Source organism: Halocalculus aciditolerans, from assembly GCF_014647475.1.
In the GTDB taxonomy this organism is placed as follows: Archaea; Halobacteriota; Halobacteria; order Halobacteriales; family Halobacteriaceae; genus Halocalculus; species Halocalculus aciditolerans.
Genome location: NZ_BMPG01000010.1, coordinates 1 through 22,642, shown reverse-complemented (window position 1 = coordinate 22,642; position 22,642 = coordinate 1). Strand labels below are relative to the sequence as shown.

The following is a 22,642-nucleotide window of genomic DNA, read 5'->3' as shown; positions in this document are numbered from 1 at the left end:
GTACGCCTGGGTCCGAAAGAACCGTGTCCGAGCCCTTCCCCGACGCCGACCTCGACCTCGAAGCCGGCCTGGACGGGCTCGTAGACGACTACCTCTCACCGGGGATGGAACCGCCGTACACGCACCGGCTTCTTGCCCTCCGCCACGCTGAACAGCGGTACGGTTCGCTTGACCCCGACAACCTCATCGAGTACTTCGAGCAGGGCTTCCCAGACCTCGATCACGTCGCCTCATTAGTCGCCGTCCTCCAGCGGAAGATGCGGCCACTGGACGATCAGTACGGCCGCATCGACTCGCTGCCGTTCACCGCCGTCGTCTCCCTGGAGGTGTACCGCGAGATTCTCGGTATCGACAGCCCCGTCCACCTGCAGGGCCACCTGCGACGCCAGCTAGCGGATGGCTTCCGCGTCCACGAGTTTTTCGGCTTGGACAGCATCCCACACCCGAACACGCTCCGGAAGGCCGAAGAGGAACGCTTCGACCGGCACACGAACGAGTTCATCGCGCGCTGGGGTCGGACGCTGACGCAGATCGCCACGCGCCGCGGCTTCTACATCCCCGACGTGGACGAGGACAGACTGAGCAACAACGGCGGTGTCACCGCCATCCCGGTCGAACTGAAGCGCGGCTACGCCCAGGGCGCGCTCGACCTCCTCCGCGACGACATGCCCATCGAGAAGAACGAGGAGATCTCCACGTGGACGGACTATGGACTGCACTTCGACTTCAGCCTCCATCTCTGCCACAGCGGGAACGCGCCCGAATCGGAGCTGGAGAACTGGGCCGACAACCGCGGCCTGCAGACTTACGACGACGTCTGGGCAACCGCCGAGACCTACCGAAACGACATCTACCGCGTGAACGCGGCGGACTGGCAGGAGACCCTCGATTCGTGGACGAAGCGCCTCCTCGATGCCGTCTACCCTGAGGACCTCCGCGAACGCTACCTCCCCATCGCCGTGGACGCCACCAACATCCCGACATGGTCCTCCGAAACCAGCAACCTGGACGGCGTCGTCGGGACCGAGAAGCTGAAGAACACGCACTACGCGTACCAGATTCTCTCCGCGGAGACGGTATCGGACGGGCTGCCGTTCCAGGTCGCCCACGATCTCCAGCTGGAGAACCGGCCGGTCCACGAGCAGATGAACGACCTCCTGGACAAGGTTGAGGCCCACGGCGTGAACCCGGGCGTCGTCTTCGCAGACGCCGACTTCGCGTCCGGCCGCCTCGTGAACGAGATGAAGGGGCGCGGCGTGGACTTCGTAATCGCCTACCCGACCCACTTCGTCCAGTCGTACACCGAAGAGTGGGAGGACGAGGAGCAGACGTTCGGCGTGGAACCGGGGTACGTCATCAACCAGCAGAAGACCGCGCCGAAGCGCGCCGAGGTCACGCTCTTCGGGGAGTATCAGTCGAAGGTCGGCCACGCGCCGGACGACGCCCAGCAGACGCTGTCGGAGTACTTTGATCCGGGCGCGGAGTTCGTGACGGATCGTCAGGACCAGAAGACGCTGGAGGCGTACGTCGAACGCGAGGACGCCGAGGACGTCTTCGAAGCCGACAACCGGATGCGGTGGTTCACGTTCATCACGAATCTGGACGTGGGAGAGACTGAGGCGCGGGCGCTGCGGGAGTACTACCACTACCGGTGGGCTATCGAGTCGGCGTTCTCGGACTACAAGCAGAACTTCTTGCCGAGCACGCGCTCGACCGAGCTGGGGCTGCGGACGTACCTCTACCTGTTCGGGATGGCTGCCTACAACGGGTGGGTGGCGGCGAACGTGAAGGCGCGACGGCAGCACCTGGACGACAACGCTCGGAAGCGACCGCCGATCCGCGCCAGCCGGTTCATGACGCTCGGGCAGCAGCGGTACCGGGACGAGTTCCACCGCGATTATATCAACTTCAGAGAATAGTTCGCCGGCCTGCTGACAGTCCGCTTCACCGACTCACAGCACGACCTTCTTTCACAAAATTAGCGTGTGCAACAGCCCCGGGACTTCGCGCGTGCTGGTAAAGAACCTGACGTCGGAGGACACGCAAATTTATCAGAACAACTCGTGGGGCGCGCTCGTCGACGGCGTCGCGACGAAGCCGACGTACAGGCTGCCGCATCGGTCGTGCGAGTCGTGCGCGGAGGAGGTTCACGTCGCGAACCTCGACATCAAGGGCAATCTCTGGGCGATGGAGGAGTTCGCGGCTGGGGAGTCAAAGCCGCTCTACTACCCGTGTCTGGTGTCCTCGGACGCGTCGGTGGTGCCGGCGTACGACGTCTACGGCGGTTCGAGGTTCGAGGCTCGCTGGGCGCAACCGGGCAAAACTGGGTAAAATTGGGCGGATTTGGGTAAAGTTTAAGTGGGTATGGGTGTTTGTGGGTAATACGATGGTGACGAAGACCACCGAAGCGACCGAAGCATCGTTCGACGACCTCGCGGACCTCGCCGGCACCGGCTGGCACGCCGCGGAGGTTGAGATTCTCAACGAGAAACTGCCGCTGAAGCGCTACACGGTCGACAACGCAACCTTCGTCGCTGGTCCGCGCGACGACCGGCCGGGCCGCGAGGACAACGGAGACGGCCGCCACCTCGGGACTAACTCCGAGGGGTCGAGCACGACCCAGCGGTTCGACGTCGACGGCAAGTACCTCGTCGAGACCGAGACCGACTACCAGCCGGGCGCGACGAGTCCGCGGATGCGCGTTTCGGAGCTTGAGGAGGGTAACTAAGATGACTGACATACTCGCCCAACTCGTTGAAGAATCGAAGAATGACGACCGCGCGGAAGTCTTCCAGGAGCGATTCGCGAAGATCCACGACGCGTTCGTCGACGGCAAAGCCGTTCGCATCCACACCGCCAACACGAGCGACTCGTACGCGTACTACGACGCGGAGAACGACGACCTCTACCTCTCGTTCCAGCCGAAAGCCGAGAGTCGGGTTCTCCACGCCTACGGCGACCTGTACGAGGAGTCGGGGACGATCCTCCAGCTCGTGTTCGTCGACGACGTCGAAGCCGTCGAACTCGAAGACACTCCCATCCACCACTCCGTCTACGGGCTAAAGCCCGTGATGAACCGATGAGCGCAGGGTTTCTATCGTCGGCGTCCTCTACGAAGACGGAAGAGACGGACGAACGCGGGCGTTTCCCACTGGGCCTTGAGTTCGGCGGCGCGACCGTGACGTTCGCGGTCGTCGACCCGGACACGCTCGAACGACTCGGCGGCCCGGACACGGAGACGGTCCCGACGGACGGACGGCTGTCGCTGGGGAGTGAGTTCGCGAACCGGGAGGTAACGCTCGCAATCCTCTCTGACGACCGCAAATAGGCTTCTTCTTCGGTTTTGGTGAACGCTCGCGCGTAAGGCGTGCGCGTTCAGTCATTCGGGGTCGAATTTCCAGACGGTTCCTCCTTGTCCGGGTGAGTGGACGCCGGGGAGCTGGGCGAGAGCGTCGCGGATGCAGGAGTCCCACGCGGAGTAGCCGTCGTAGCGGGAGGAGGCGGCGGAGTAGCCGAAGTCGGGGTCGTCCTCGAACTCGTAGAAGACGGCGTTCGCGATGTCTCTGGTTCCGGTGGGTGCGTTCTCGCGGAGGAAGTCCCACGCCCAGAGGACGGCATTTTTTCGCGCTCGCTCTTGGTCGCGACCTCGGGCAGGGACGTCGACGTCGTCGAGGGCGTCCTTCGCTCGCTCGCGTAGACCGTCGCCGCCGGGACCCGCTGACGGTTCCTCCGGAGGTTCGGCCGACGGTTCCGCTGGCGGACTCTCCTCACCACCCCGATTTTCCGCTGGCGGAACCGCCGACGGAGCCGCTGACGGTTCCGCCAGAAACTCCGCCAGCGGAACGGGCCACCAGACGCGACCGCGGCCGACGGGCTTCGAGGCGACGTCGCCGCGCGCCTCCAGGACGTCGAGGCGACCGAGGACGGTTCGGCGCGTTCCGTCGACGACGTCGGCGACCTCGGGGGCGTCGTGGACGGGGTCGGCGTCGTTGGTGAGCTCGCGGAGCGCGTCGAGGACGTCGTCGGCGTCGGCGGTCATGGGGAGCAGTTTGGGGAGTGACGCCTTCGGCGTTCCGACGGGTATATCGCATATCGCTATATCCTTCGGCTGTTTGTGTCGGGTAGGTTACGGTTGTCTCGAATCACCAACAAAACGTCGTCGACCGCTCACGCGTAGTGCTACGCGGGCGTGGTGTGGATGCCGACTTTCGACTATTCTCGGCCGGATCGGGCGCGACCTCGTCGTCCTCGACGACGAATCGACGCCCAAATCCCGTTCCCCGGCACCATCAAGTGCCGGGAAGGTGCATATGTGAATGAATCCGGTAATGCAAACACGACCCTACTCAACGAAAGACGGGATGAAGTGCTGGCTATCGACGAACGAGCAGGAGGCGCTCCTCGCGACAGTCGAGAACGACACCAGGAGAGAACTCGCGATGTCGCTCGGACTGTGCGGCCTCCGGACAGCCGAAATCGAAGCGGTCGAGCGGAGGAATTTTCGGCGCGCGACATCTGCGGACGGGTCGGTGTGGAAAGTCGCCATCGAGGAGGGAAAGACCGGTGACCGAGAAGTGCCGGTCCCGCAGGAGGTCCGCGACCTCGCCGAGCGCCTCGCGAACTCCGCCGGCCTCCGGAAGGACGAGCCGCTCGTCGGACGGGCGACCCGGACGCTCCGGTCGTGGATGGAGGGGGCGAGAAACCAGATCGCGGACTCGCTCGAAGACGACGGTCGCGACGACGACGCCGAGGAGTGGCGCGAGGTCGGGATGCACGACCTCCGGAGGACGTGGGCGACGGACACGTACTATAAACTCGCGATGGCGAACGTCCCTATCGCGGAGACGCTCGTGATGGGGTGGGGCGGCTGGGTGATGAACGAGAAAGGACGCGAGACGTTCCGCGAGGAGTATCTCGGACCGGAACCCGACTTCGTCGCGGTCGAGGCGTCCGACGTCCTCGGGCTCGGGGCGTCCGAGTCGGCGTCGTCACTGTTGAAGTAGGGTCCGATGGGGGGAGGGCCGAGAAGAAGGTTGGTGTCGGGCGCTATTCGTCGTCGCGGTTTTCGCTCAGGTTCCAGAATCGAACGGTCTCGTCGCTGTCTGCCGTCTCGAAGTGAATGAGGTCTCCGTCCTCGATTCCGTGGGCTTTAGCGACATCCTGGGGGATAGTGGCCGACACGCTGTCGTTCTGGTGGTGTCCCTGCGCAGTCGTGTTTCCGGAGTGAGTCTCCTCGGGCATTGACATCACTACCGAGATGGTGGCATATAAATGGCGCGGGAATACCGATTCCTTCGCGAGCGCGTATACAGGTACTCTAGAGTACCTGTATACTTGTGGATAGTTTAGGTGGGTGCATAATAGAGTTATGGCCGTCGCCGCCTACCGGGCGGACGGCACTGAGCCCATGCACGGCTGTACCCCCAGTGTCCTTTTCGCTCGATTTTGCGCGGCGCGAACATCGCGATGACGAAGAAACAGAATCCCGCTTCGAGCGGGCACGACGGCCTCTCGACGGCCCAAGAAGCGAGTCAGCGGCTCGCATCGCTGTCGAGATACCGGAGACGCATCGAGTCCATCATCGGCCTCCGGCCGGCCCGGAGGACCGCATGACTAAGAAGAGGAAAGAGGAGCTCCGCCAGGAACTCATGGAGTTGGAAGCGCGGGAGCAGAAGAATCCGCGCGACCTCCTCGCCGACGGTGGGACGGCTGCCTCGGCGACAGCCGAACTCCCGGACCTCCGGGAAATGGAACTTTTGTCGACTGTGTGGCCTCTCTCGGCCCGCGTGACGGCGCTGGGCGGACTCCTCGCCGTGGCCTACGGCGCTGGTGACATCTTCTCTGCGGGACGCCTCGGTGTGCTTCTCGTCGGCGTCCTCGTCGTGGGTGCCGCGTTGAAGCTCGCAGAGGCGGAGGCTCGCCGGGACGAACGGACTCGGACAGTGACGGGTGGCGACCGGAACCGCCGCGAAAACTAACAAATGCAAGAGAAATTCAAGAAGTTCGCGACGATTCTGCTCGTCTCGGTCCTCGCCCTGTCGGCGGTCGGGCCGGTTATGGCCGCGAACACGAACGGAGTGGCAGTCGGGTCGAGTGATAAAGTGCCGAACCAGAAGTTCGACGGGACGGTGACGAAGGCGTCCCACGAAATGGGGTCGGAAATCCTGTCGTATGAGAACGACACAGGCGCGGAGAAGTTGCTTAAGGGACGTCTCAAGGGAGATAACCCGATTCGGATCTCGGCGTCGAATATCTCGTTCAACGACACGTTCCCCGGGGATGGGGACTCGACCCTCAACGCGTCCGGTTGGACGGTCTCCTCGCCGACGGGGGTGACCGCGAACGTCACGAACCCCGACAGCAAGGTCGAGACGCTCGAAGTCTCGACGAGCGGCGTCGGGTCGGGTGAGACCGTCACCGCGACTTACTCGAACGTGTCCATCACGAGTGACGTGCTGAAACGCGTCGCGTGGGTCGTAACCGACGACGTCCAGGTGAACGGGACGGCCGAGGTCCGACTCGCGGAGAGCGACGGAGACTACGTTTCCGTGGACGTCTCGAACTCCTCCGACGTCACGCAGACTAAGCTTAACGACCTCGCGGTCTCGGGGAGCGGCGACGGGTCGCTGTCCTCGGTCGACAGCGTGAAAATCGTCGTCTCCGGTGGGGACGCCGACATCGAACTGACTCAGGTCCGGAGCGACCGTCTCTCGATGGTCCGCTACGGCGCGTTCGAGAAGGACATCGACTCGGACAACGAGACGGAGCGCCTCGACATCTACGAGCCCTCGGGCACGTACAACGTCTCCTCCCTCTCCACGATGTCGTCGGTGTTCGATTCGGCGACGATCTACGACGTCGAGTACGACGTCATCGTCTCGGCGGCGACCTACGGCGACGTTCAGTACGAGTTCGACGAGGAGGCAGCCGAGGAGTACGACCGGAAGTTCATTTATCGGCAGTACACGCGGCTCGCGCTCCCGAACGTGATTGAACTCGACTACGAGGGCTTCACGGCGTACGAGACCGTGGCGTACCCGACGTCGCGCCTCATCGACGCGTGGTACATCGAGGGCTCGGGCAGTCAGACGTTCGACGAGGCGGCGGACTCGTCCGCGCAGATTAGTCGCGTCTCGGCGTTCGAGGCGGCCGGAGACAACGCGACGGTGACGTGGGACGACTCCGTTCAGGACGGGACCACGTACATCTTCTACGAGAGCTGGACGACCTCGCAGTCTGACAAGGACACGATGACCGACGTCTCGTCCGGCGGCGGTGTCGGCACGCTCCTCTCGGAGGGTGGGAGTTGGCTCTGGGGCTTCTTCACCAACCCGCTGGGGGCCTTCTCGGCGCTCATCGCTGCCCTGCTCGGAGCTATCAAGCGCAACTCGGGCGGCGACGGAACCGTGGGTGAGTGACATGGCTGACAGCGACACGGACTGGATCGACCGCGCTGACGGGAAGTCCGCAGGAACGGTCCTCTTCCTGCTCATCGCGTCGCCGTTCATGGCCGCGGCAGCCGGTATCTCGGAGGCGACGTACGCTCTCACGCAGATTTACACGGTCGCTGCGGGAGCGTTCGCCGAAGGGATCGGGGACTTCATCGCGGCGTTCACGTCGTCGCCAGCGGAGGCGATGTCAGGAGTCATCGAGGGAACCGTTCAGTCGCTTAACACCGGGCCGTGGGCGGTTCTCGGCGTTTTCCAGATTCCGATATTCGCCGCGATGATTCTCGTGACGGCGTGGTTGTTCTTGGAGTTCCTCGACCGGCGGAACTCGGACATCCCGTTCACGGGGGCCGACATTCCCCTCCTCGGGAACGACTCGGACGGACAGGAGGAATAACGATGCAGGACCACCAGCCCCCGTCGACGCTCGGAGGTGCTCGCGTTGAGCAGTAGCGAGACCGACGAGAGCGAGTGGACGAACTCGGACGGGAGCTTCGCGTGGTCCGCGATTGTCGGCTCACTCGCGGCCGCGTGGGGACTATCCGCGGCGGAGGGAGTGTCCGACGCTGTCGAGGCGTTCTACTCGTCAATGACGAGTCAGATTATAGCCGTCGCGACGTTCCAGGCGGACCTCATGGGTTCGCTGCTAACCGGCTACGCGGCCGGGCCAGACGCTGCATGGAGCGAGGCGGCGGCGTTCGCGTCGACACTCGGGCCGGTCGGAATCCTCTTCATCGCCGCGGAGGCGCTCGTGGTCGTCGGTATCATCGGGTCGGGGGTGGACCGCTTTGTCTAGCCCTTGGGGCTGGGGAACGAGCACCGACGGGGTCGACGAGAGCAGCTCGTCGGAGACCTCGGACGACTCGGACTCGATGCGGAGCGCCGGCTGGGTTGAGGGCATCGTCATCGGTGTCCTCATCGGCGTCATCGAGGGATTCGGTAACTCGGTGGCGGACGGTATCACGTGGTTCTTCGACGAGGTCGAGAGCGGAGTCACGTGGTTCTTCGGGTCGTTCGGACTCGTCTTCCAGCCGCTCGGACAGGACCTCATCGGGCTCGTCGACGCGTTCACGGCCGCTATTTCGGACATCATCGTCTCAACCGGCGCGTTCGCTCCCATCACCGCGGTCCTGCTCTACGGAGCGGTGTTGTTCGTCGTCGCGTGGACGTTGATGTTCGTGCTGCAAGTGCTCGACCCGAGGTAACCATGTCTGATAAAAAGAAATACGAAGTATCGAGTTGGCCCGTCATCGGTGGCGTCATCGCCGTTTTAGGGCACTTCCAGGGTATCGGACTCATGTCGGGAATCGATATGCTCGTCCACCTCGTCTTAGAGTGGTTCCCGTTCGTGTCGCTGGCGAGCTCGAAGTTCGCCGGCCGGCTCGACTGGCTCCCGCGGGAGCTGACGACGAAGATCGTCATCGGGATGGCGCTCGTCGTGTTGCTCTGGCGGGGCTCGAAGGCGGCGAAAAGCACCTACGACAGATTCACAGATTCATGAAACACGAAACAGAAGGTAACGGTCCGAACGGAGGTGCTTGGAGTGTTTGAGTCACTTCCGTTCGGCGGGTGGGGCGTCGGCATCGCGGTGGTCCTGGTGTTATCCTGGGGCTTCCGCGAGCGCGACGAACTCCTCGATGACGGAACAGACGCCCGGCAGTCGGCGGAGGCGCTGGCGCGGCCGGCAGTCGACGACACGAAGCGAGCAGGAGGGTTCCTCCTCGGGTTCGCCGCGGTCGTCGCCGCAGTGACCGGACAGTTAGCGAGCGTCGGACATCAACTCCTCGCGATGGGAGGGGACGTCCTCGCCGCGCACTCGATAGGGTTCGGCTGGGCAGTGACGACGCTGCTCGGCTGGTTCTCGGCGAACGGGTGGTTCGACATCACGCCCGCGCAGTTCCTGGTGGCGGCGGTCGTCGTCGGTCTACTCGCGTTCGCGACGAAAGAAGGAACGTCATGAAGAAGCCATACAGGACTCTCGCGGCGGCTGTCGTGCTCGCGTGCGTAGTCCTGTCTCTGGCGGTCCCGGCGGGGCTCGCGGCCGCCGGTCAGAACGACCAGAGTCAGGATTACACGCTCGACGAGTTGCGGCAGGGAGGAGAGCAGGTTTCGCAATTGAACCCGTCGAAGCGGCGGGTGGGCCGTCTCACGTCCGTCTCGCTCCTCAACTACCCGACGGGACCGATGTCGGACTTCGGCGGGTCGGACTTCAAATTCCTCACGCCGTCGACGACCGTGCAGCGGGACCGGGTGATGCTCTACGTCAACACGTACGAGCGGAACCCGTCGAATCTCACCGTTCATAAGGTCTACTGGGAGGAGGGGTCCCAGACGGTCGTCCGGAACGGAACGAAGGTTGAGGTCCCGGCAGCGGTGAACGTCACGGAGACGACCGAGGAGGTCGCGGTCTCCGGCGACTCGGAGACGCTCGTCCCGGTCCACCTCACCTCGCACTACGACGACGAGGTCGAGGTGACGATGTGGGTCGAGGGAGACCGCTCCAACGCGCGCTGGCGGTTCGCTCACCAGACGTCGGAGACGATGCGTCCCGTCAACCTCGAAACCGCTGGCGCGGCGACGTGGTGGGGTCTCACGACGTTCCTCTTCCCGGCCGTCTTCGGCGTCGTCATCGGGTGGCCCATCGGCTACTTGCTCCAGGAGACGATGCTCGTCGGGCCGATGAAGGATCGGCGCTGGTGGATGAAAATCGGCGCGGCGGGCGGCTTCGTCGCCATATTCGTCCTGTGGGACGGGCTCGCATCGCTCCTAATCTCGCTGGGTCCGGTGACCGGCATTATCACGTTCGCGCTCACGCTCGGCGTGGTGCTCGACAACGAGTCCTCGGTCCGGAAGGTGCTGCTCCGTCAGTTGATGACGGGGGACGGCATCCAAGAGCAGGACGACGTCCGAGCTCTCCGGACGACCCAAGTGAAGGGCCAACTCGCGCGGGTCATCGAGCACGACGGGGACCACTACCTCGTCGCGAAGGGCGCTCGCCGGGCGTTCGCTCGGGCAATCGCCGGGGCGGCCAAAATCGAGGATTGGGACCGGATCGAGGACAACATCCCGACGTCGGGCGGGTCGAGCTACGCTGAGGAAATCCACCTCGACCCGCGCGTCGACGAGCCGCTCGACATCGTCCTCCCGCAAATCAACATCGCGTTCCCGGCGACAGAGGACATCACGCCGAAGTACATCGGGCGCGTCGCGCTCGGGTCGATAGCGGCGGTCGGGATCGGTGCGATGGTGTCGTGGACGGCGTGGGGGACGCCGAGCTACGGTTGGCTCGCTCTCGCGCCGGTATTCGGAGCGCTCGTCATCCGGCCTAACAACCCCCGCGTGCGCTTCGAGCCGGCGTCGACGATGCAGATGCAGGCAGAGACGAGAAACACGCTCCTCGCCCGCGACTACGCCGAGGGCGAAACGAACGACGAGCTCCGCCGCCGGAACCAGAAGCTCGAAGGGCAGGCACAGGCGGAGCGCGTCGAGCTCGAAAACGAGCGCCGGAAGACGGCAACCGACGAGGTCCTCCGGTCTCGCGGCGCGGACCCCGAGGCGGTCGGGGAGTCCGAACGCGAGGCGTGGAAATCGGCTCGTGACGAGGATAAGGAGGCTGACGACGAGGAGGAGCGGTCGTCATGAACAAGGACGAACTCCTCGCCGAATACACGCCGGACGACGAACCCGAGCATGACGTCGACGAGTACGCGCTCTCGACGACTCGGCCGTCTCTCCGGGCCGTGCAGGTCGACCAACGCGAGGTCATCAAGCGGCCGCGCGACGGGTTCCGGTCCGCGGTCGGCATCATCCGCTGGCTCCAGGCGGCCGCGGTCGTGACGCTCGGCGAGCTCGACGACGACCTCTACCGCGACCTCGTCGTCGCGGACGACGTGATGTTCCAGGCGCTTCTTGACGCGGACGCTCGGGCGCGACTCTTCCGCGAGCCGCTCGATGCCGACCGCGCCGAGACGCTCCGACGCGACCTCATCACCACGCACCTCGCTCCGGCGTGCGTGCGTGCCTACACGACGCTGGAAACGAAGGCGAGCGAGTACACCGAGCGCGACGTCTTCGACGGCGACCACAAACCGAAAGACCTCGACCCGGAGGACCAGCAACACACCGCGATGCGGCCCGGATACGACGAAATCGACAGGGAGCAGCGGGAGGCGCTGCAAGAGTTCTGGTCGGGGTTCACGACGGAGGACGAGGTTCAGGATTGGCTTCAAGACCTCAAGGACGCGACGAACTCACAGATTCCCGAGGACTTCGCGGCTCGGGTGATGCACGACGAGACCGCTCTCGACTACCTCCTCGGGCGCGGCGTCGACGACGATCTCCTCGCGGAGCAGTGGGCGGATTGGTTCCTCGCAGAGTCGGTGCTCCCGTCGTTCGCGGCGGGCGTGCGGACGCTGAATCCGAGCGAAGTTATCCACGCCAGTTCGGGCGGAGTCCGCCCGTACGGCACTTCTGAGGCAAATTCATGAGTAAAGGACAATCTCCGACGACCACGAACGGCACTCCCCCAACCGGACACGATTGGGGAGAACGGACGAAGCAGTCTCACGGCGACGTTGAGCGCGCACCAGGGCACTGGGAGACGGACGCGCACGAGATTCGGCAGAAGTACGGAATCTCGAAGTTCGAGTTCGACCCCACGGAAGACTATCAAGTCTACCCGGACGTCATCATCCACGAGACGAAGCCCGAGATAACGGACTCGCCGCGAGCGACGAACTCCCTCATCGAGGGGCCGAAGGGCTCGGGTAAGACGACGATGGCGCTCGATTGGGCGCATCACCAGATGGAAGTCAACAACGAGCGCGTCCTCTGGCGCGGGGACGCGCGTCGCTCGGGATGGCTCCCGTATCGCCACTGGACGACCGTCTACCTGCCCGGAAGCGTCGAGTACGAGGCAGCGTGGATGCTCGAAGGAGAGGAGGGCGACAGTCAGGTCCTCGAACCCGTCGACGACCTCGACGACGTCGCTCGCGACGTCGTCCGCTACGAGGACGTCGACGACCTCCTGGCTAAGCTCTCGACCGCGCCGAAGGGGTCGTTCAACGTCATCTATCCCGACCCGGCGTTTAGCGGCTGTGAGGACATCACGCGGGAGAGCGAGGTGTTTGACCATCAAGTCCCATTCGTGCCGAAGTGGGAGACCGAGGTCGGGGAGTCGTCGACACCGACGACGCACTGGTGGTTTGCGTTCCTCGTCGCGCGCATCGAGCGCGGGCCGTTCACCTACCAGAGTTTGTTCTTCGACGAGCTCGCCGACTGGATGCCGGAGAACGCGAGCAACCACGGGGACAACGCACAGACGGCGACGAAGATTCGCGCTCTCCGGTCGGTTCTCGGCGAGTCTCGACGTCGTTACCTCTCGATCTACGCGTTCTGCCAGGAGGAGGTCGACCTTGCGGCGGAGGCGCGTCGACGCTTCGACTGGAGGATCGCGATGCCAGGGCGGCCGAACCCCTGCAAAGCGAATAACGACAGCCGAGTCGGGTTCCGCGACATCCCGATGGAGTACGACACGATGGGGAAGCGGGACCCAGGCACCGGGCTCGTCTACAACGAGACCGAATTTAACTGGTTCACGTGGGACGACGTCGACGACCCGGCGCTCGAAGCTCCCGAAGGAGAGGGGGGTCGCTGGATGAAGATCGCGCCGACGTCGCCGGCCGCGGCTGGCGTCGACGCGGTGGACGCGGTCGAGTACGACTCCGGGCTCTTCTCGCTCGAACGCCGGGGGGGAAGCGCGTATCTCGTCGTGAGCGACCCGGGGAAGGGCTACCTCGACGTCGAGACGGGGATGGTCGGCGAGGAGCTGGACAGCCCGCGGGGGGAGTGGTCCCTCGAAGTCCGGCACGATGAGGACGGCAGGGGGTGGACGGTCATGCTCGTGGACCCGGATTCGGGGCAGCGGCGGCCGGTCGCGAAGCTCGATTTCGATTCGTCGACGACCTCGGGCTCGTCGTCGGTCGAGGGGGCAGCATGACCGACATCCGCCGTCTCGGCCGGGAACTTGTCCGCTCGCTGACTTCACTCCCGCACGCGCGCGTCGATTCGACACGACAAGGTGGGGGTGAGGGGGGACGGACGGCCCTCTCCGCGGGGCGCGCGATGGCGACCGTGCTCGTGGCGACGCTCCTCGTCGCATCGTCGATGCTCGGTCCGGCGGTCGCGGCGTCGTCGAACGCGACGGCGACCGGCGAGGTTAACCTCTACGGCTCGCCCGCGAGCGACCGAACGACGTACCGATACGCGCTCGACGACTTAGACGCCGCCTCGAACCTCTCGGCGACGTTCGAGGGCGTGACGTCGACGTCATGGGACAACAAGTCCGCGGCCGGACTCGGAAACGGCGACACGCTCGCGACCGACATCGCGGGCACGGCGTCGCCACTCGGGCCGGGACCGAACGGCGACCCGGTTGTCGTCATCGAGGGCGAAGAGACGACGTCGTCGGGGTCGTGGTCGGGGACGGCATCCCCGAGCGCGTCGACGACGCTGACGGTCGGCGGCAACATGGACACGACGGACGGGTCTATCACGTGGACGGGCCAGCGGTCGACGTCGAGCGCGTCGACGTCGTTCTCGTCGGTGTCGACGGGCTCCTCAACGTGGTCGCTCGGAGGCAACCAGCAGCCCGAGGACGGGCAGGTGACGTTCACGGGCTCGTCGACGTCGACGTCGGTGTCGCGGTCGGGGTCCGCGATGGCGGGCGCGTCGTCGTCGTTCTCGGCCATCGGAGGCAACATCGCACCGGGAGGCCCATCGGGGACGCCGCGGCTCTCTGTGACCGCGCATCAACTGCGCACACAGATGGCGACCGCGAGCGACGCGTCATACGACGGAGTCGGCGGCGGGAAAATCGAGATGACCGTGGTCAACCCGCCCGAGGTTGTCGGGTCTCTCCGCGTCCACACTGACAGCGCTGCGACTGTCGACGTCTATGCAATTGACGAGACGGCCGATGGCGTCGTTAACGAGGGTACACAGGTCGCCTCAGACGTCTCACTCAGCGCAGGAAATACCACTATCGATATTACGGACTACTCAACTTCGGGAGAATACACTACGTTCGGGTTTATCGCGTCGTCAAAGCTTGAAATGTCGGTTGACTACGGCTCGACCAGCGCGAATACCTACTATTCGTACGACTCCGGATCGGAGTGGGCCCCGAATACGGACGCGGCCCCTATCACGGCTCTCGCACCGTCTCCGTCGTCGGTGACGGTCTCGACCTCGGGCGCGTCGACGACCTTTAATCTCGGAGACGGGCAGTCCGCAACCAAGGACTTCGCGCTCTCTCGCGATGCGTCGAGTCTGACGTTTGACGCTTCGGCGGGGAAGTTTGATTGGTCGCTCGCCGCGACAAAACGAACGGCGACGAAAAATCCGAGCGTGACGGCCGACGGTTCGACCGCGAGCGTCAACGGGGTCCTCATGGAGGGAGAGACGGCGACACGCTCTATATCGCTCTCAACTGGATCGAACACGCTCGACTGGGGGCTCGGTAGCGGGCCGGCCTACGACGCGGACGTGAGCGCGACCGAGGTCACGCAGACGGAGGACCCGTCGCTGTCAGTGGACGGCACGACCGTGGCGAGCTACTCGGGGACGCTCGCGGACGGAGAGACGGTGACGCGGTCGTTCTCGGCGCTCTCTCCAGGGTCGCACGACCTCTCCACGTCGGCGAGCGGTGGCGTCGACCACTCAGCGAGTTGGACAGAGCACACGGTGACGGAGGACCCGGCCGTCGACGTCGACGGTGACGGGTCCGCCGAACTTTCTCACTCCGGCTTACTCGCGGACGGGGATTCCGTGTCGCAGGAGGTAGACCTCTCGACGGACGACGACACGGTGTCGGTGTCGACGAGTGGCGGCTCAACTACAACCGTCCGCGTGAAGCTTCAGGAGCGGAGCAACTCCGCGAATCCGGGCGTCGTGGTGAACGGCCAGAAGCGGACGGTCGGCCGCGACCTCGCCGACGGGGAGACGGAGACGCTCGACCTCGACGAGTCGCTCCTCCAGGAGGAGAACAACGTGACGGTCGTGATGGGGTCGACGTCGGCGGACGCGCCGGCTCCGCGCGTCGACTTCGCCTACTCGCACACGGCGAGTTCGTCGCGGAACGTCTCGACGTCCGAGGGCGAGTGGCGGGAGGTCTACGAGGTCAACAAGACGTTCGCGACCAACGTCTCGAACGCGTCGTTCCTCCTGCCGTTCGGTGAGGACGTCGTCCGGTTCAAATCGGTGGAGTACCGGGTCGAGAACTCGTCGTGGACGTCGCTCTCGCCCTCCTCGTGGTCGACGACGAACACGACGCTCCGCGCCGAGCTCGGCGATGCGGCGAAGGGGGAGACAGTGGCCGTGAAGGCGCGCGCGCAGAAGGTCGACGTCCAGAACGGGGCGATTCAGGTGACCGAGCCGACGACGCCCGGACAGGCGCTCAACACCGAGTTCGTCGTCGAGTCGCACGCGGACGGGTTCGGAATCGCGACAGAGGGGACACGCGTCCTCGACGTCCGCGCTCCCTCGTGGGACTCACCGAGCCCGAGCAGCGTCATCGAGGCGGACGGCGACCAAACGCTCCTCCTGCCGAACGCGGCGGCCGGGTCGACGGCACGCGTCTCTCAGTCTCCGCTCGTCGCGGACCCGGCGACGGGCGACGTCGAGGTCGCGCTCGAACAAACGAGCAGCCCGCCGCGGTTCTCGGTGTCTCCAGGGTCGACCATCGGGGACTCCGTCACGTTCCGCTGGCGAGACACGACCGGCGGTATGACCTACTCGCTCTACTCGCTCACCGAGGAGACGGCGAAAGCGTCGGCGACCTCGGGCGGCGGCCCGGTCGACCTCCCGGACGACGACAGCGGGGAGACGTTCCAAATCTCCTCAGACGCGAACGCCGGGGCGCAGACCGGGACACTGCTCGGTGGTGGGAGTCTCGCCGACACGCTACTCTCGCTGCTCCGCGGCGGCGGGTTCGTCGCCATCGCTCTCGTGTCGGTCGTGGGGCTCTTCTTGGCGGGGTCGTGGGCCGGCCGTGAATCGGACTCGCTTGGCGAGGAGCAGACTGGATTCGGGCTCGCCGGCCTCGGCGTCATCATCGCGGTGCCCATCCTGCTTGAAACGCTCAACCCCGGCTCTATCTCGTCCCGCATCGGGCAGGCGGCGTCGGAGGCGCTGTCGTCGGCGCTCGGTCCGTCGCTCGTCCTCGGCATCATCGCGGTGATGGTGCTCGGCTGGGGGTTCTTCAAATCTCGCAAGGACGAGACGACCATCAAAATCGAGGGTGAGAAGAAGTGATTGGGGTTCCGGATGACCCAATCGCGTGGTCGCTCGCCCGCGTTGAGGAGGTGACGCACACCGTCATCGCGGTGTTCTATCTCCTCTCGTCGCGCGGGGCGACACTCGCCTCGACGCTCCTCCTCCGCCTCGTTCTCGTCCTCCTGGCGGCCGGGATGCTCGGCGGGGTCGTCTTCTCGCACGCACTCGCTCGCGTGGTCGGCCGCCTCCCTCGCACGGACGCCTCGGCCGCCCGAGAGAAGGCGGACGCACGGACGAGCACAGTGCTCCGCAGGGGCGACCGCGCGGTCAAGGCCGTGGCGTCGGCGCGCGACCGCGTCGAGGACGCGACGCTTGACCTCGTTCGGTCGCCCGCGTGGGTGGCGCTCGTCGGCGGGGTCGCGTCGATCCTCGTCGACCACCCCGCGGCGTCGACGGCGCTGCTCGCCGGGGCGGTATCCAGTGTGGTGCTCCTCGTCTACCAGCATCGCGGACGGATCGACAGCATCAAGCGGACGAGAGACCGCTTCACGGGGGCGTTGGACGATGCGGTCTAACGCTCCGAGGTGGCGGTGATGTCGGGGATGACGGCCGCGGTGGAGTGGGTTCTCCATATGGCGGAGTCGAGCTTCGGCGTCCACCTCAAACAGATCGGCGTCGTCGCGCTCCTGCTCGTCCTCGTCTTCGAGGGTCGACACGTGAAGACGGCTGGCGGCGCGGTCGCGTCGGCGACGTCGTCGGTCGGGTGGACGCTCGTCCTCCTCGCGGTGATGGTCGGGCTCGGGTGGACGTCGCTCAACCCGGACACCATCATGACGGACGTCAGCGGCTTCGCATCGCTTGCGTACGACTATCTGACGACCCAACTATGATTCAGGATTCGGACACGGATTACTCCGCGACGTTCCGCGAGTTCCTCGCGGAGCAGTATCACGGGCGCATCGAGTCACTCGTCGAGGAGTACCCCGACGACACCGTGCTGCATATCGACTGGGGAGACCTCGCGGACCACGACCTCGGCGCGGCGCGCTCGCTCCTGGCGAACCCCTCGACGCACTACGACGCGCTCCGCGACGTCCTCGCGGACTACTCTCACGGCGGCGTCGACGTCTATCAGGCGACGCTTCACGAGTCGCGTCCCATCGAGCCCGCGGTCTACGGCCTCCCGGACAACGCGACGTTCGAGGTCGGGGAGTACCGACACTCCGAGCTAAACAGGCTCATCGAGGTCGAGGGCCAGGTGACGAAACGCACCGAGGTGAACCCGATGATGTCGGTGGTGGTGAAACAGTGCGTCCGCTGCGGCTATCTCCATCGTCGAGAAATCACTCCGACCGGGAAGGGTGGGAACGTCCGCTGGTGTGAGTCGTGCGGCGACGAGCACGACCACGGCGGCCCGTTCGAGGTGCGCCCGGAGCAGTCCGAGTGGACGGACCATCAACTCGTGCGCGTTCAGACGCCGCCGGAGCAGGCGACGGACGGGAACGAGAACATCCACGTCCACCTCACGGGCGCATTGTGCGGGACCGTCGAGGGCGGCGACCGCGTCTCCCTCTCTGGGGAGTTCCGGCCAGAGGCGACCAAGGATTGGCCGGTCTACGACAAGCACGTGATGGGCCGCGCGGCCCGCGTCGAGGACGCGAGCTTCGAGGACGTCGACATCGGCGACACCGACGTCGAGGACATCCACGAGCTCTCTCGGCGAGACGACCTCGCGGAGCTTCAACGCGGCTCGGTCGCGGCGGCGCACGAGGGCGACAACCACCTCAAGGACGCCGTGCGTCTCCAACTCTTCTCCGACTTCTCGCGTGTCGGGCCGGACGGCGCGCACTATCGCGGGAAGTCCCATATCCTGCTCTTCGGCGACCCGGGGAGCGGGAAGACGCTCCTCCTGGAGGGCGCGCACAACTCGATGCCGCGCTCGGCGTTCACCGACGGCATGAACTCGACGTCGGCGGGTCTCACGGCCGCGATGACGCGCGACGACTTCGGCGGCGGCGACGGGTGGAGCATCGAGGCGGGGACAGTCGTCCGCGCGTCGGGGGGACTCGCGGCTATCGACGAGCTCGACAAGGCGGACGTGGACGACCTCGACTCTCTCCACACGGCGATGGCGTCCGAGAAGGTCCCGGTGTCGAAGGCGGGGAAGAGCGCGATGCTGCCCGCGCAGACGTCCATCCTGGCGGCCGGGAACCCGACGGGGGGACACTTCGACCCGTCGCGGCCGTTCGAGGAGCAGATCGAGCTTCGGTCGCCGCTCCTCTCGCGCTTCGACCTCATCTTCGCGGTCCGGGAGAAGACGGACGAGCAGTCGGTCCGGCAGATCGCGGACACGATGGCGAAGGCCCGAGACGCGAGCGGGTACTTCGACCGCGACGACCTCGACCTCTCGGCCGAGCAGCGGGCGCGCATCGAGCCCGACATCGACGCCAACCTCTGGAGCAAGTACATCGCCTACGCGACGCGGAACTACCATCCCGTGGCGGCGTCCGAGGACGTCCTCGACTACATCGTCGACGAGTACACGGAGCTGAAGACGAGCCTCCCGTCCCGCTACCAGGAGGAGCTCGACCAGGAGGAGCGCGGGTCGCTCAACGACGACTCGCGCTCGAAGATGCCGGTGACGATGCGGAAGGTCGGGGCCATCCAGCGGTTCGCGGCGGCGAGCGCGCGCTCGCGCCTTGACGACGTCTACGACCGGGAGGACGTCGACCTCGCCCTCGACCTCGTGCGCCGGTCGCTTCGGGACATCGGCGTCCTCGACGGGCCGACCGCGGGCGCGACAGCATCGGCCGACCAACAACGCGGATTCGACGACTTCGGTATCAGCCCAGAATCATGAGCGACATTACCATCAACATCGACATTTCGGCGGACAGCATCATGAACGCACTCGGCGACGTCGGGGAAACGACGGGGAAGCTCGCGACCGACGCGTACGACGGCATCTCGTCGTTCGCGACGGGCCGGCTGACGTCGATGGTTCACGACCTCGTGGAGTTCGCGCAGTCGATTCCGGACTACGCTGGCGTCGTCTCCGCGCACGTCGAGCCGGCGGCCATCGCGCACGTCCTCGTCGGGGGAGGGTTCCTGTGAGGTACGTTCTCGGGGCGTGGTTTCTGTTAGTGGTCGGGATGCTCTTCGGGCTGGCTCTGGTCGGGGTGGTCGCGGTTGTGAGTGTTCTCATCGGGCGGCCCGTATCGACGTTTGAGCGGCACGTCGCGAGCACTCTACTCGCTGGCATCCCTGCTGGCGGAGCTGGATGCACGGCCTGGTTCGCGGCGCGGTGGCTTACAGAGTGGGCCGGCATCGGCGGGGGCTTCGTTATCGGGTTCGTCGCGATGACTCTCGTTGTGGGCTGGGTGTCGTCGCGGATGAGGGGCCTGGCAGACGACGTCGTCGACGAGGTCTCGGCGCTGGCAGACATCTAATCAAACCCAATCGAAACGGAGGTTTTCGTACCGCAGTATGGCGATTACACACCCCATTTCTCTAACCCCCTTGACCGATGCGAGACTCACGCGCGTCAGGCGCGCACTACCGTAGGGGCGTTCGGGGGTCGGTTTCTCGGCCCTCCATACGGCCGCTGGCGTCGTTCACGGCGTCGAGGACGCCTGTACAGCCCGCTCGTCCATCCGGCGCGGCGGTGGCGGTAAGCGGCGCGCGTTCTGCGCGCCGCGCACTTGCGTCGCCGCCTACGGGCAACTACCTTAGGGGTGTTGAGGGGGATGGGAGACGGACCAACGGGCCGGATACGGGCGTGTAGGGTTGTTTGAGGGCGCAGAACGGACGAAACAGGCTGTGGGGGGCGCGCGGAAACTGGCGACGCTGGCGTAGATCGTCGTCGAGGCCTCGAATTTTTCGCGCGCTACCGCTCGGGAAGTTGGTATATTACGAAAACCGACGGGTTGCAGGGGGTAGGGACGGCGAAAATAAAGGTTGGAGAAGAGCGTCGCCACTACGAGCCGGCCTCGAACTCGTCCCGAGAGGGCGGCTATCTCGGGAAGAGGGCCGGGTAGGGGTCGGTGCGGACCTCGACGTCGGTGTCGTCGAGGAAGCCGCGGTCGAGGGCGCGACCGAGCTGCTCGCCGGTCATGTCGACGTCGGCGAACGGCTGCCACGTGGCAGGCGCGTCGGAGTCGCTGGGTGTGTCGTCGGTGTCGCCGCCCGTAGAGGCGCGTGTGTCGCCGCTGTCGGCGTCGGTGTCTCGGTGAGCGTCTTCGGGTTCGTCGTGGTCGTCGGCGCGCTGGCGTTCCTGCTCGTTCTTCCGTCGCTGCTCCTGACGGTTCTCCCTCCGGCCTTCACCGCGGGCGCGTATGGAGCGGAGGTCCTCGTCGGGATGGATGGCTTGGAGTTCGTCGAGCGCGTTGATCCGGAGCTCCTCGTTGTTGTAGATGACGATGCGGGGCATGGTGACGCGGAGGAGTATGTCCTCGTCTTCGAGGTCGCTCACCAACTTCATAATGTGGTCGCGAGTGAGCCCGAGGATGTCCACCAGCTCGTCGTAGCTCGCTCCGTTCATGATGGCGACCGCGTAGAGGAGGTCGAACTTGCTCTTGGTGCCGACAGCGGAGTAGACGACGTCGCGGAGGCGGTGCATCCGGGCGTCGTTCGCCTGTTGGACGGCCTGACGCCAGCCGGCGGGGATGAGGGTGTCGACGCGCTCGCGGTCCATCGGTTTGTAGTAGTCGTCCTCGATGAACTTCGGGAGGTTGACGCCGGCTTTCACGGTGAACGTCGAGGCGAGCTGACGGAGCGTCCCGCGGATGGCAGCCCACTCGTCGGCGTGGGGGAGCTCGGTGTCGCCGTTAGTGCCAGCGAGGTAGGCCTCGATTTTGGGGTGGCGGAGTCGCCGGTCGGAGACGGAGGGTCCGAGGCGGTAGACCTTGACGGCGAGGTCGTAGCCGTCACGGCGCGCGTAGCCGTTGAAGCCGAGGATGTCCCATCGGTCGGAGCGGACGACCTCCTCGACGTAGCGGCCCTCGGTCATGGTCCCGTCGCCGTCGACGTCGCCACCGCCGCCGTACTCCAGGAGGGAGCGCGCTTCGCGGAGGCGCTGCACGACGGCGCTCATGAGTTTCTCGTCGATACGGTGGTGAACCTCTCCTTTCCAGATTCGCCAGGAATCGCGGTCGAGAGTCTCCCACGCGGGCTTCTGGATGCCGAGAGCGTGTGCGGCGAGACCCATAATATGGACGGTGCGAACGAGGGACTCACGCGAATTTGCGTAGGTCGTTTGGACGTGGAAGCGGGTTCCCTCGCCGTAGGGAGCGGGCGTGGTGTCACCGCTCGGGTAGACGAGGTCTTCGTTCTGCGGACGGACCCAACACTGGTAGGAGACGGGTGCGCGGAGGTTCGAGGTGGCGTCGGCGTCGAGGGTCTGCTCGCCATCGTCGCCCTCCTCGTATCGCATGATTCCGAGGCTGTACTCGTAGATTTGGCTCTTCGCGTTTCCGTCTTCGTCGGCGGTGTTGAACTCGCAGCCCTTGGACCGGAGGACGAGGTGGGCTGGGTAGTCGTCGTGTAGCCAATCGAGCCGGACGTGAACGTCCTCAACGAGGACGAGGGGCTCGGCGTCGCGGTCGTCGACGTTCCGCTGGTAGTAGCGGAAAAGGCGCTCGTAGAACGAACGACCGCCTTCAGCGTCGGCGTCACGGTCGAGGTCGTTGATGACGGCGTTGATGCCGTGGCCGTGGTCGATGGGGTCGGGGACGTCGAGGGTGTCGTAGTCTTTGAGGATGTCGTCGTCCCGATCTGCCTCGGCCTCCTCGTGGATGAGCTCACTCTGGTAGGCGGCGGTGTCGGTGCTACGGTCTTCGAGGTTGACGGTGATGGGCTGGGTGGCGGTGGTGTCGTTGGTGCTCATTCGAGGATAGGGTCGGGGACTGCGAGGTCGATTTTTT

28 protein-coding genes are annotated in these 22,642 nt (G+C 65.4%); 22 read left to right on the top strand and 6 right to left on the bottom strand.

Translation table 11 applies throughout. The features are described 5' to 3' along the window. The first annotated feature begins 23 nt into the window (after positions 1–23). From IEY26_RS17225 to IEY26_RS17205, 5 genes are all read left to right on the top strand, one after another. Positions 24–1,919, top strand: a complete 1,896-nt coding sequence (locus IEY26_RS17225; RefSeq protein ID WP_229774205.1) for a transposase — start codon at positions 24–26, stop codon at positions 1,917–1,919. A 91-nt stretch (positions 1,920–2,010) separates the two neighbouring features. Beyond that, positions 2,011–2,331 carry a hypothetical protein gene (locus IEY26_RS17220; protein ID WP_188981065.1) on the top strand — a complete coding sequence of 107 codons (321 nt, stop codon included), beginning with the start codon at positions 2,011–2,013 and terminating at the stop codon, positions 2,329–2,331. A gap of 55 nt (positions 2,332–2,386) precedes the next feature. After that, a complete protein-coding gene (locus tag IEY26_RS17215; RefSeq protein ID WP_188981064.1) occupies positions 2,387–2,728 on the top strand; it encodes a hypothetical protein in 342 nt (113 codons plus the stop codon). Position 2,729: 1 nt separating this feature from the next. Continuing rightward, positions 2,730–3,083: a hypothetical protein gene (locus IEY26_RS17210; RefSeq protein ID WP_188981063.1), complete on the top strand. Its 354-nt coding sequence runs from the start codon at positions 2,730–2,732 to the stop codon at positions 3,081–3,083. Beyond that, a complete protein-coding gene (locus IEY26_RS17205) occupies positions 3,080–3,328 on the top strand; it encodes a hypothetical protein (RefSeq protein WP_188981062.1) in 249 nt (82 codons plus the stop codon). Before IEY26_RS17210 ends, IEY26_RS17205 begins: the two co-directional genes overlap by 4 nt. A 51-nt stretch (positions 3,329–3,379) precedes the next feature. Here IEY26_RS17205 and IEY26_RS17200 read toward each other — a convergent pair whose 3' ends face one another. Next, positions 3,380–4,039, bottom strand: a complete 660-nt coding sequence (locus IEY26_RS17200; RefSeq protein WP_188981061.1) for a hypothetical protein — start codon at positions 4,037–4,039, stop codon at positions 3,380–3,382. A gap of 289 nt (positions 4,040–4,328) precedes the next feature. Between IEY26_RS17200 and IEY26_RS17195 the strand changes: the two genes are divergently transcribed. Then, a complete protein-coding gene (locus tag IEY26_RS17195) occupies positions 4,329–5,003 on the top strand; it encodes a site-specific integrase (RefSeq protein ID WP_188981060.1) in 675 nt (224 codons plus the stop codon). A 43-nt stretch (positions 5,004–5,046) separates the two neighbouring features. Here IEY26_RS17195 and IEY26_RS17190 read toward each other — a convergent pair whose 3' ends face one another. Beyond that, a complete protein-coding gene (locus IEY26_RS17190) occupies positions 5,047–5,241 on the bottom strand; it encodes a hypothetical protein (RefSeq protein WP_188981059.1) in 195 nt (64 codons plus the stop codon). A gap of 368 nt (positions 5,242–5,609) precedes the next feature. Here IEY26_RS17190 and IEY26_RS17185 point away from each other — a divergent pair, with 368 nt between their 5' ends. After that, positions 5,610–5,978: a hypothetical protein gene (locus IEY26_RS17185; RefSeq protein ID WP_188981058.1), complete on the top strand. Its 369-nt coding sequence runs from the start codon at positions 5,610–5,612 to the stop codon at positions 5,976–5,978. Here the strand turns inward: IEY26_RS17185 and IEY26_RS17180 are convergent. Then, positions 5,975–6,418, bottom strand: a complete 444-nt coding sequence (locus IEY26_RS17180) for a hypothetical protein (RefSeq protein WP_188981057.1) — start codon at positions 6,416–6,418, stop codon at positions 5,975–5,977. The genes IEY26_RS17185 and IEY26_RS17180 overlap by 4 nt on opposite strands. Before the next feature lie 16 nt (positions 6,419–6,434). On the opposite strand from IEY26_RS17180, the gene IEY26_RS17175 reads away from it, so the two are divergent. From IEY26_RS17175 to IEY26_RS17135, 9 genes are all read left to right on the top strand, one after another. Beyond that, complete coding sequence (locus IEY26_RS17175; RefSeq protein ID WP_188981056.1) at positions 6,435–7,418, top strand: hypothetical protein; 984 nt, start codon at positions 6,435–6,437, stop codon at positions 7,416–7,418. Position 7,419: 1 nt separating this feature from the next. After that, the gene (locus IEY26_RS17170; RefSeq protein WP_188981055.1) at positions 7,420–7,845 is read left to right on the top strand and encodes a hypothetical protein; all 426 of its coding nucleotides are present in this window, start codon (positions 7,420–7,422) and stop codon (positions 7,843–7,845) included. Between the two features lie 45 nt (positions 7,846–7,890). Next, positions 7,891–8,244, top strand: a complete 354-nt coding sequence (locus IEY26_RS17165; RefSeq protein ID WP_188981054.1) for a hypothetical protein — start codon at positions 7,891–7,893, stop codon at positions 8,242–8,244. Continuing rightward, on the top strand, positions 8,237–8,653 hold the full coding sequence (locus tag IEY26_RS17160; protein WP_188981053.1) for an ABC transporter permease: 417 nt from the start codon (positions 8,237–8,239) through the stop codon (positions 8,651–8,653). Before IEY26_RS17165 ends, IEY26_RS17160 begins: the two co-directional genes overlap by 8 nt. Before the next feature lie 92 nt (positions 8,654–8,745). Beyond that, complete coding sequence (locus IEY26_RS17155) at positions 8,746–8,949, top strand: hypothetical protein (protein ID WP_188981052.1); 204 nt, start codon at positions 8,746–8,748, stop codon at positions 8,947–8,949. A 42-nt stretch (positions 8,950–8,991) separates the two neighbouring features. Further along, the gene (locus IEY26_RS17150) at positions 8,992–9,408 is read left to right on the top strand and encodes a hypothetical protein (RefSeq protein ID WP_188981051.1); all 417 of its coding nucleotides are present in this window, start codon (positions 8,992–8,994) and stop codon (positions 9,406–9,408) included. 224 nt (positions 9,409–9,632) lie between these two features. Continuing rightward, positions 9,633–11,090 (top strand): hypothetical protein, encoded by a 1,458-nt coding sequence (locus IEY26_RS17145; RefSeq protein ID WP_188981050.1) that lies wholly within the window; start codon positions 9,633–9,635, stop codon positions 11,088–11,090. Then, positions 11,087–11,935, top strand: a complete 849-nt coding sequence (locus IEY26_RS17140; protein WP_188981049.1) for a hypothetical protein — start codon at positions 11,087–11,089, stop codon at positions 11,933–11,935. Before IEY26_RS17145 ends, IEY26_RS17140 begins: the two co-directional genes overlap by 4 nt. Then, positions 11,932–13,446, top strand: coding sequence for a hypothetical protein (locus tag IEY26_RS17135; protein ID WP_188981048.1), 1,515 nt, complete (start codon positions 11,932–11,934; stop codon positions 13,444–13,446). The genes IEY26_RS17140 and IEY26_RS17135 overlap by 4 nt, the downstream gene beginning before the upstream one ends. Before the next feature lie 226 nt (positions 13,447–13,672). Here the strand turns inward: IEY26_RS17135 and IEY26_RS17130 are convergent, their stop codons facing one another. Then, positions 13,673–14,197, bottom strand: coding sequence for a hypothetical protein (locus IEY26_RS17130; RefSeq protein WP_188981047.1), 525 nt, complete (start codon positions 14,195–14,197; stop codon positions 13,673–13,675). Positions 14,198–14,599: 402 nt separating this feature from the next. After that, on the bottom strand, positions 14,600–14,899 hold the full coding sequence (locus IEY26_RS17125; RefSeq protein WP_188981046.1) for a hypothetical protein: 300 nt from the start codon (positions 14,897–14,899) through the stop codon (positions 14,600–14,602). Here IEY26_RS17125 and IEY26_RS17120 point away from each other — a divergent pair. The 6 genes from IEY26_RS17120 to IEY26_RS17095 are packed head-to-tail and all read left to right on the top strand — an operon-like array spanning position 14,898 to position 20,170. Next, entirely contained in the window at positions 14,898–16,760 is a 1,863-nt protein-coding gene (locus IEY26_RS17120) for a hypothetical protein (protein ID WP_188981045.1), read from the top strand. The genes IEY26_RS17125 and IEY26_RS17120 overlap by 2 nt on opposite strands. After that, entirely contained in the window at positions 16,757–17,296 is a 540-nt protein-coding gene (locus IEY26_RS17115; protein WP_188981044.1) for a hypothetical protein, read from the top strand. The genes IEY26_RS17120 and IEY26_RS17115 overlap by 4 nt, the downstream gene beginning before the upstream one ends. 18 nt (positions 17,297–17,314) lie before the next feature. Beyond that, on the top strand, positions 17,315–17,611 hold the full coding sequence (locus IEY26_RS17110; RefSeq protein ID WP_188981043.1) for a hypothetical protein: 297 nt from the start codon (positions 17,315–17,317) through the stop codon (positions 17,609–17,611). Next, a complete protein-coding gene (locus tag IEY26_RS17105; RefSeq protein WP_188981042.1) occupies positions 17,608–19,581 on the top strand; it encodes an ATP-binding protein in 1,974 nt (657 codons plus the stop codon). Before IEY26_RS17110 ends, IEY26_RS17105 begins: the two co-directional genes overlap by 4 nt. Then, a complete protein-coding gene (locus tag IEY26_RS17100) occupies positions 19,578–19,835 on the top strand; it encodes a hypothetical protein (protein WP_188981041.1) in 258 nt (85 codons plus the stop codon). Before IEY26_RS17105 ends, IEY26_RS17100 begins: the two co-directional genes overlap by 4 nt. After that, positions 19,832–20,170, top strand: a complete 339-nt coding sequence (locus IEY26_RS17095) for a hypothetical protein (protein ID WP_188981040.1) — start codon at positions 19,832–19,834, stop codon at positions 20,168–20,170. Before IEY26_RS17100 ends, IEY26_RS17095 begins: the two co-directional genes overlap by 4 nt. 563 nt (positions 20,171–20,733) lie before the next feature. Here IEY26_RS17095 and IEY26_RS17090 read toward each other — a convergent pair. Next, positions 20,734–22,605, bottom strand: coding sequence for a hypothetical protein (locus IEY26_RS17090; RefSeq protein WP_188981039.1), 1,872 nt, complete (start codon positions 22,603–22,605; stop codon positions 20,734–20,736). Between the last annotated feature and the right edge of the window lie 37 nt (positions 22,606–22,642).

Excerpts from the sequence above, each read along its gene's own strand:
- IEY26_RS17215 (WP_188981064.1), top strand. The coding sequence starts at position 2,387 with ATGGTGACGAAGACCACCGAAGCGACCGAAGCATCGTTCGACGACCTC.
- IEY26_RS17210 (WP_188981063.1), top strand. The coding sequence starts at position 2,730 with ATGACTGACATACTCGCCCAACTCGTTGAAGAATCGAAGAATGACGAC.
- IEY26_RS17205 (WP_188981062.1), top strand. The coding sequence starts at position 3,080 with ATGAGCGCAGGGTTTCTATCGTCGGCGTCCTCTACGAAGACGGAAGAG.
- IEY26_RS17200 (WP_188981061.1), bottom strand. The coding sequence starts at position 4,039 with ATGACCGCCGACGCCGACGACGTCCTCGACGCGCTCCGCGAGCTCACC.
- IEY26_RS17195 (WP_188981060.1), top strand. The coding sequence starts at position 4,329 with ATGCAAACACGACCCTACTCAACGAAAGACGGGATGAAGTGCTGGCTA.
- IEY26_RS17190 (WP_188981059.1), bottom strand. The coding sequence starts at position 5,241 with ATGCCCGAGGAGACTCACTCCGGAAACACGACTGCGCAGGGACACCAC.
- IEY26_RS17185 (WP_188981058.1), top strand. The coding sequence starts at position 5,610 with ATGACTAAGAAGAGGAAAGAGGAGCTCCGCCAGGAACTCATGGAGTTG.
- IEY26_RS17170 (WP_188981055.1), top strand. The coding sequence starts at position 7,420 with ATGGCTGACAGCGACACGGACTGGATCGACCGCGCTGACGGGAAGTCC.
- IEY26_RS17155 (WP_188981052.1), top strand. The coding sequence starts at position 8,746 with ATGTCGGGAATCGATATGCTCGTCCACCTCGTCTTAGAGTGGTTCCCG.
- IEY26_RS17145 (WP_188981050.1), top strand. The coding sequence starts at position 9,633 with ATGTCGGACTTCGGCGGGTCGGACTTCAAATTCCTCACGCCGTCGACG.
- IEY26_RS17140 (WP_188981049.1), top strand. The coding sequence starts at position 11,087 with ATGAACAAGGACGAACTCCTCGCCGAATACACGCCGGACGACGAACCC.
- IEY26_RS17135 (WP_188981048.1), top strand. The coding sequence starts at position 11,932 with ATGAGTAAAGGACAATCTCCGACGACCACGAACGGCACTCCCCCAACC.
- IEY26_RS17130 (WP_188981047.1), bottom strand. The coding sequence starts at position 14,197 with ATGGCCGAGAACGACGACGACGCGCCCGCCATCGCGGACCCCGACCGC.
- IEY26_RS17120 (WP_188981045.1), top strand. The coding sequence starts at position 14,898 with ATGGAGGGAGAGACGGCGACACGCTCTATATCGCTCTCAACTGGATCG.
- IEY26_RS17125 (WP_188981046.1), bottom strand. The coding sequence starts at position 14,899 with ATGAGGACCCCGTTGACGCTCGCGGTCGAACCGTCGGCCGTCACGCTC.
- IEY26_RS17110 (WP_188981043.1), top strand. The coding sequence starts at position 17,315 with ATGTCGGGGATGACGGCCGCGGTGGAGTGGGTTCTCCATATGGCGGAG.
- IEY26_RS17105 (WP_188981042.1), top strand. The coding sequence starts at position 17,608 with ATGATTCAGGATTCGGACACGGATTACTCCGCGACGTTCCGCGAGTTC.
- IEY26_RS17100 (WP_188981041.1), top strand. The coding sequence starts at position 19,578 with ATGAGCGACATTACCATCAACATCGACATTTCGGCGGACAGCATCATG.
- IEY26_RS17090 (WP_188981039.1), bottom strand. The coding sequence starts at position 22,605 with ATGAGCACCAACGACACCACCGCCACCCAGCCCATCACCGTCAACCTC.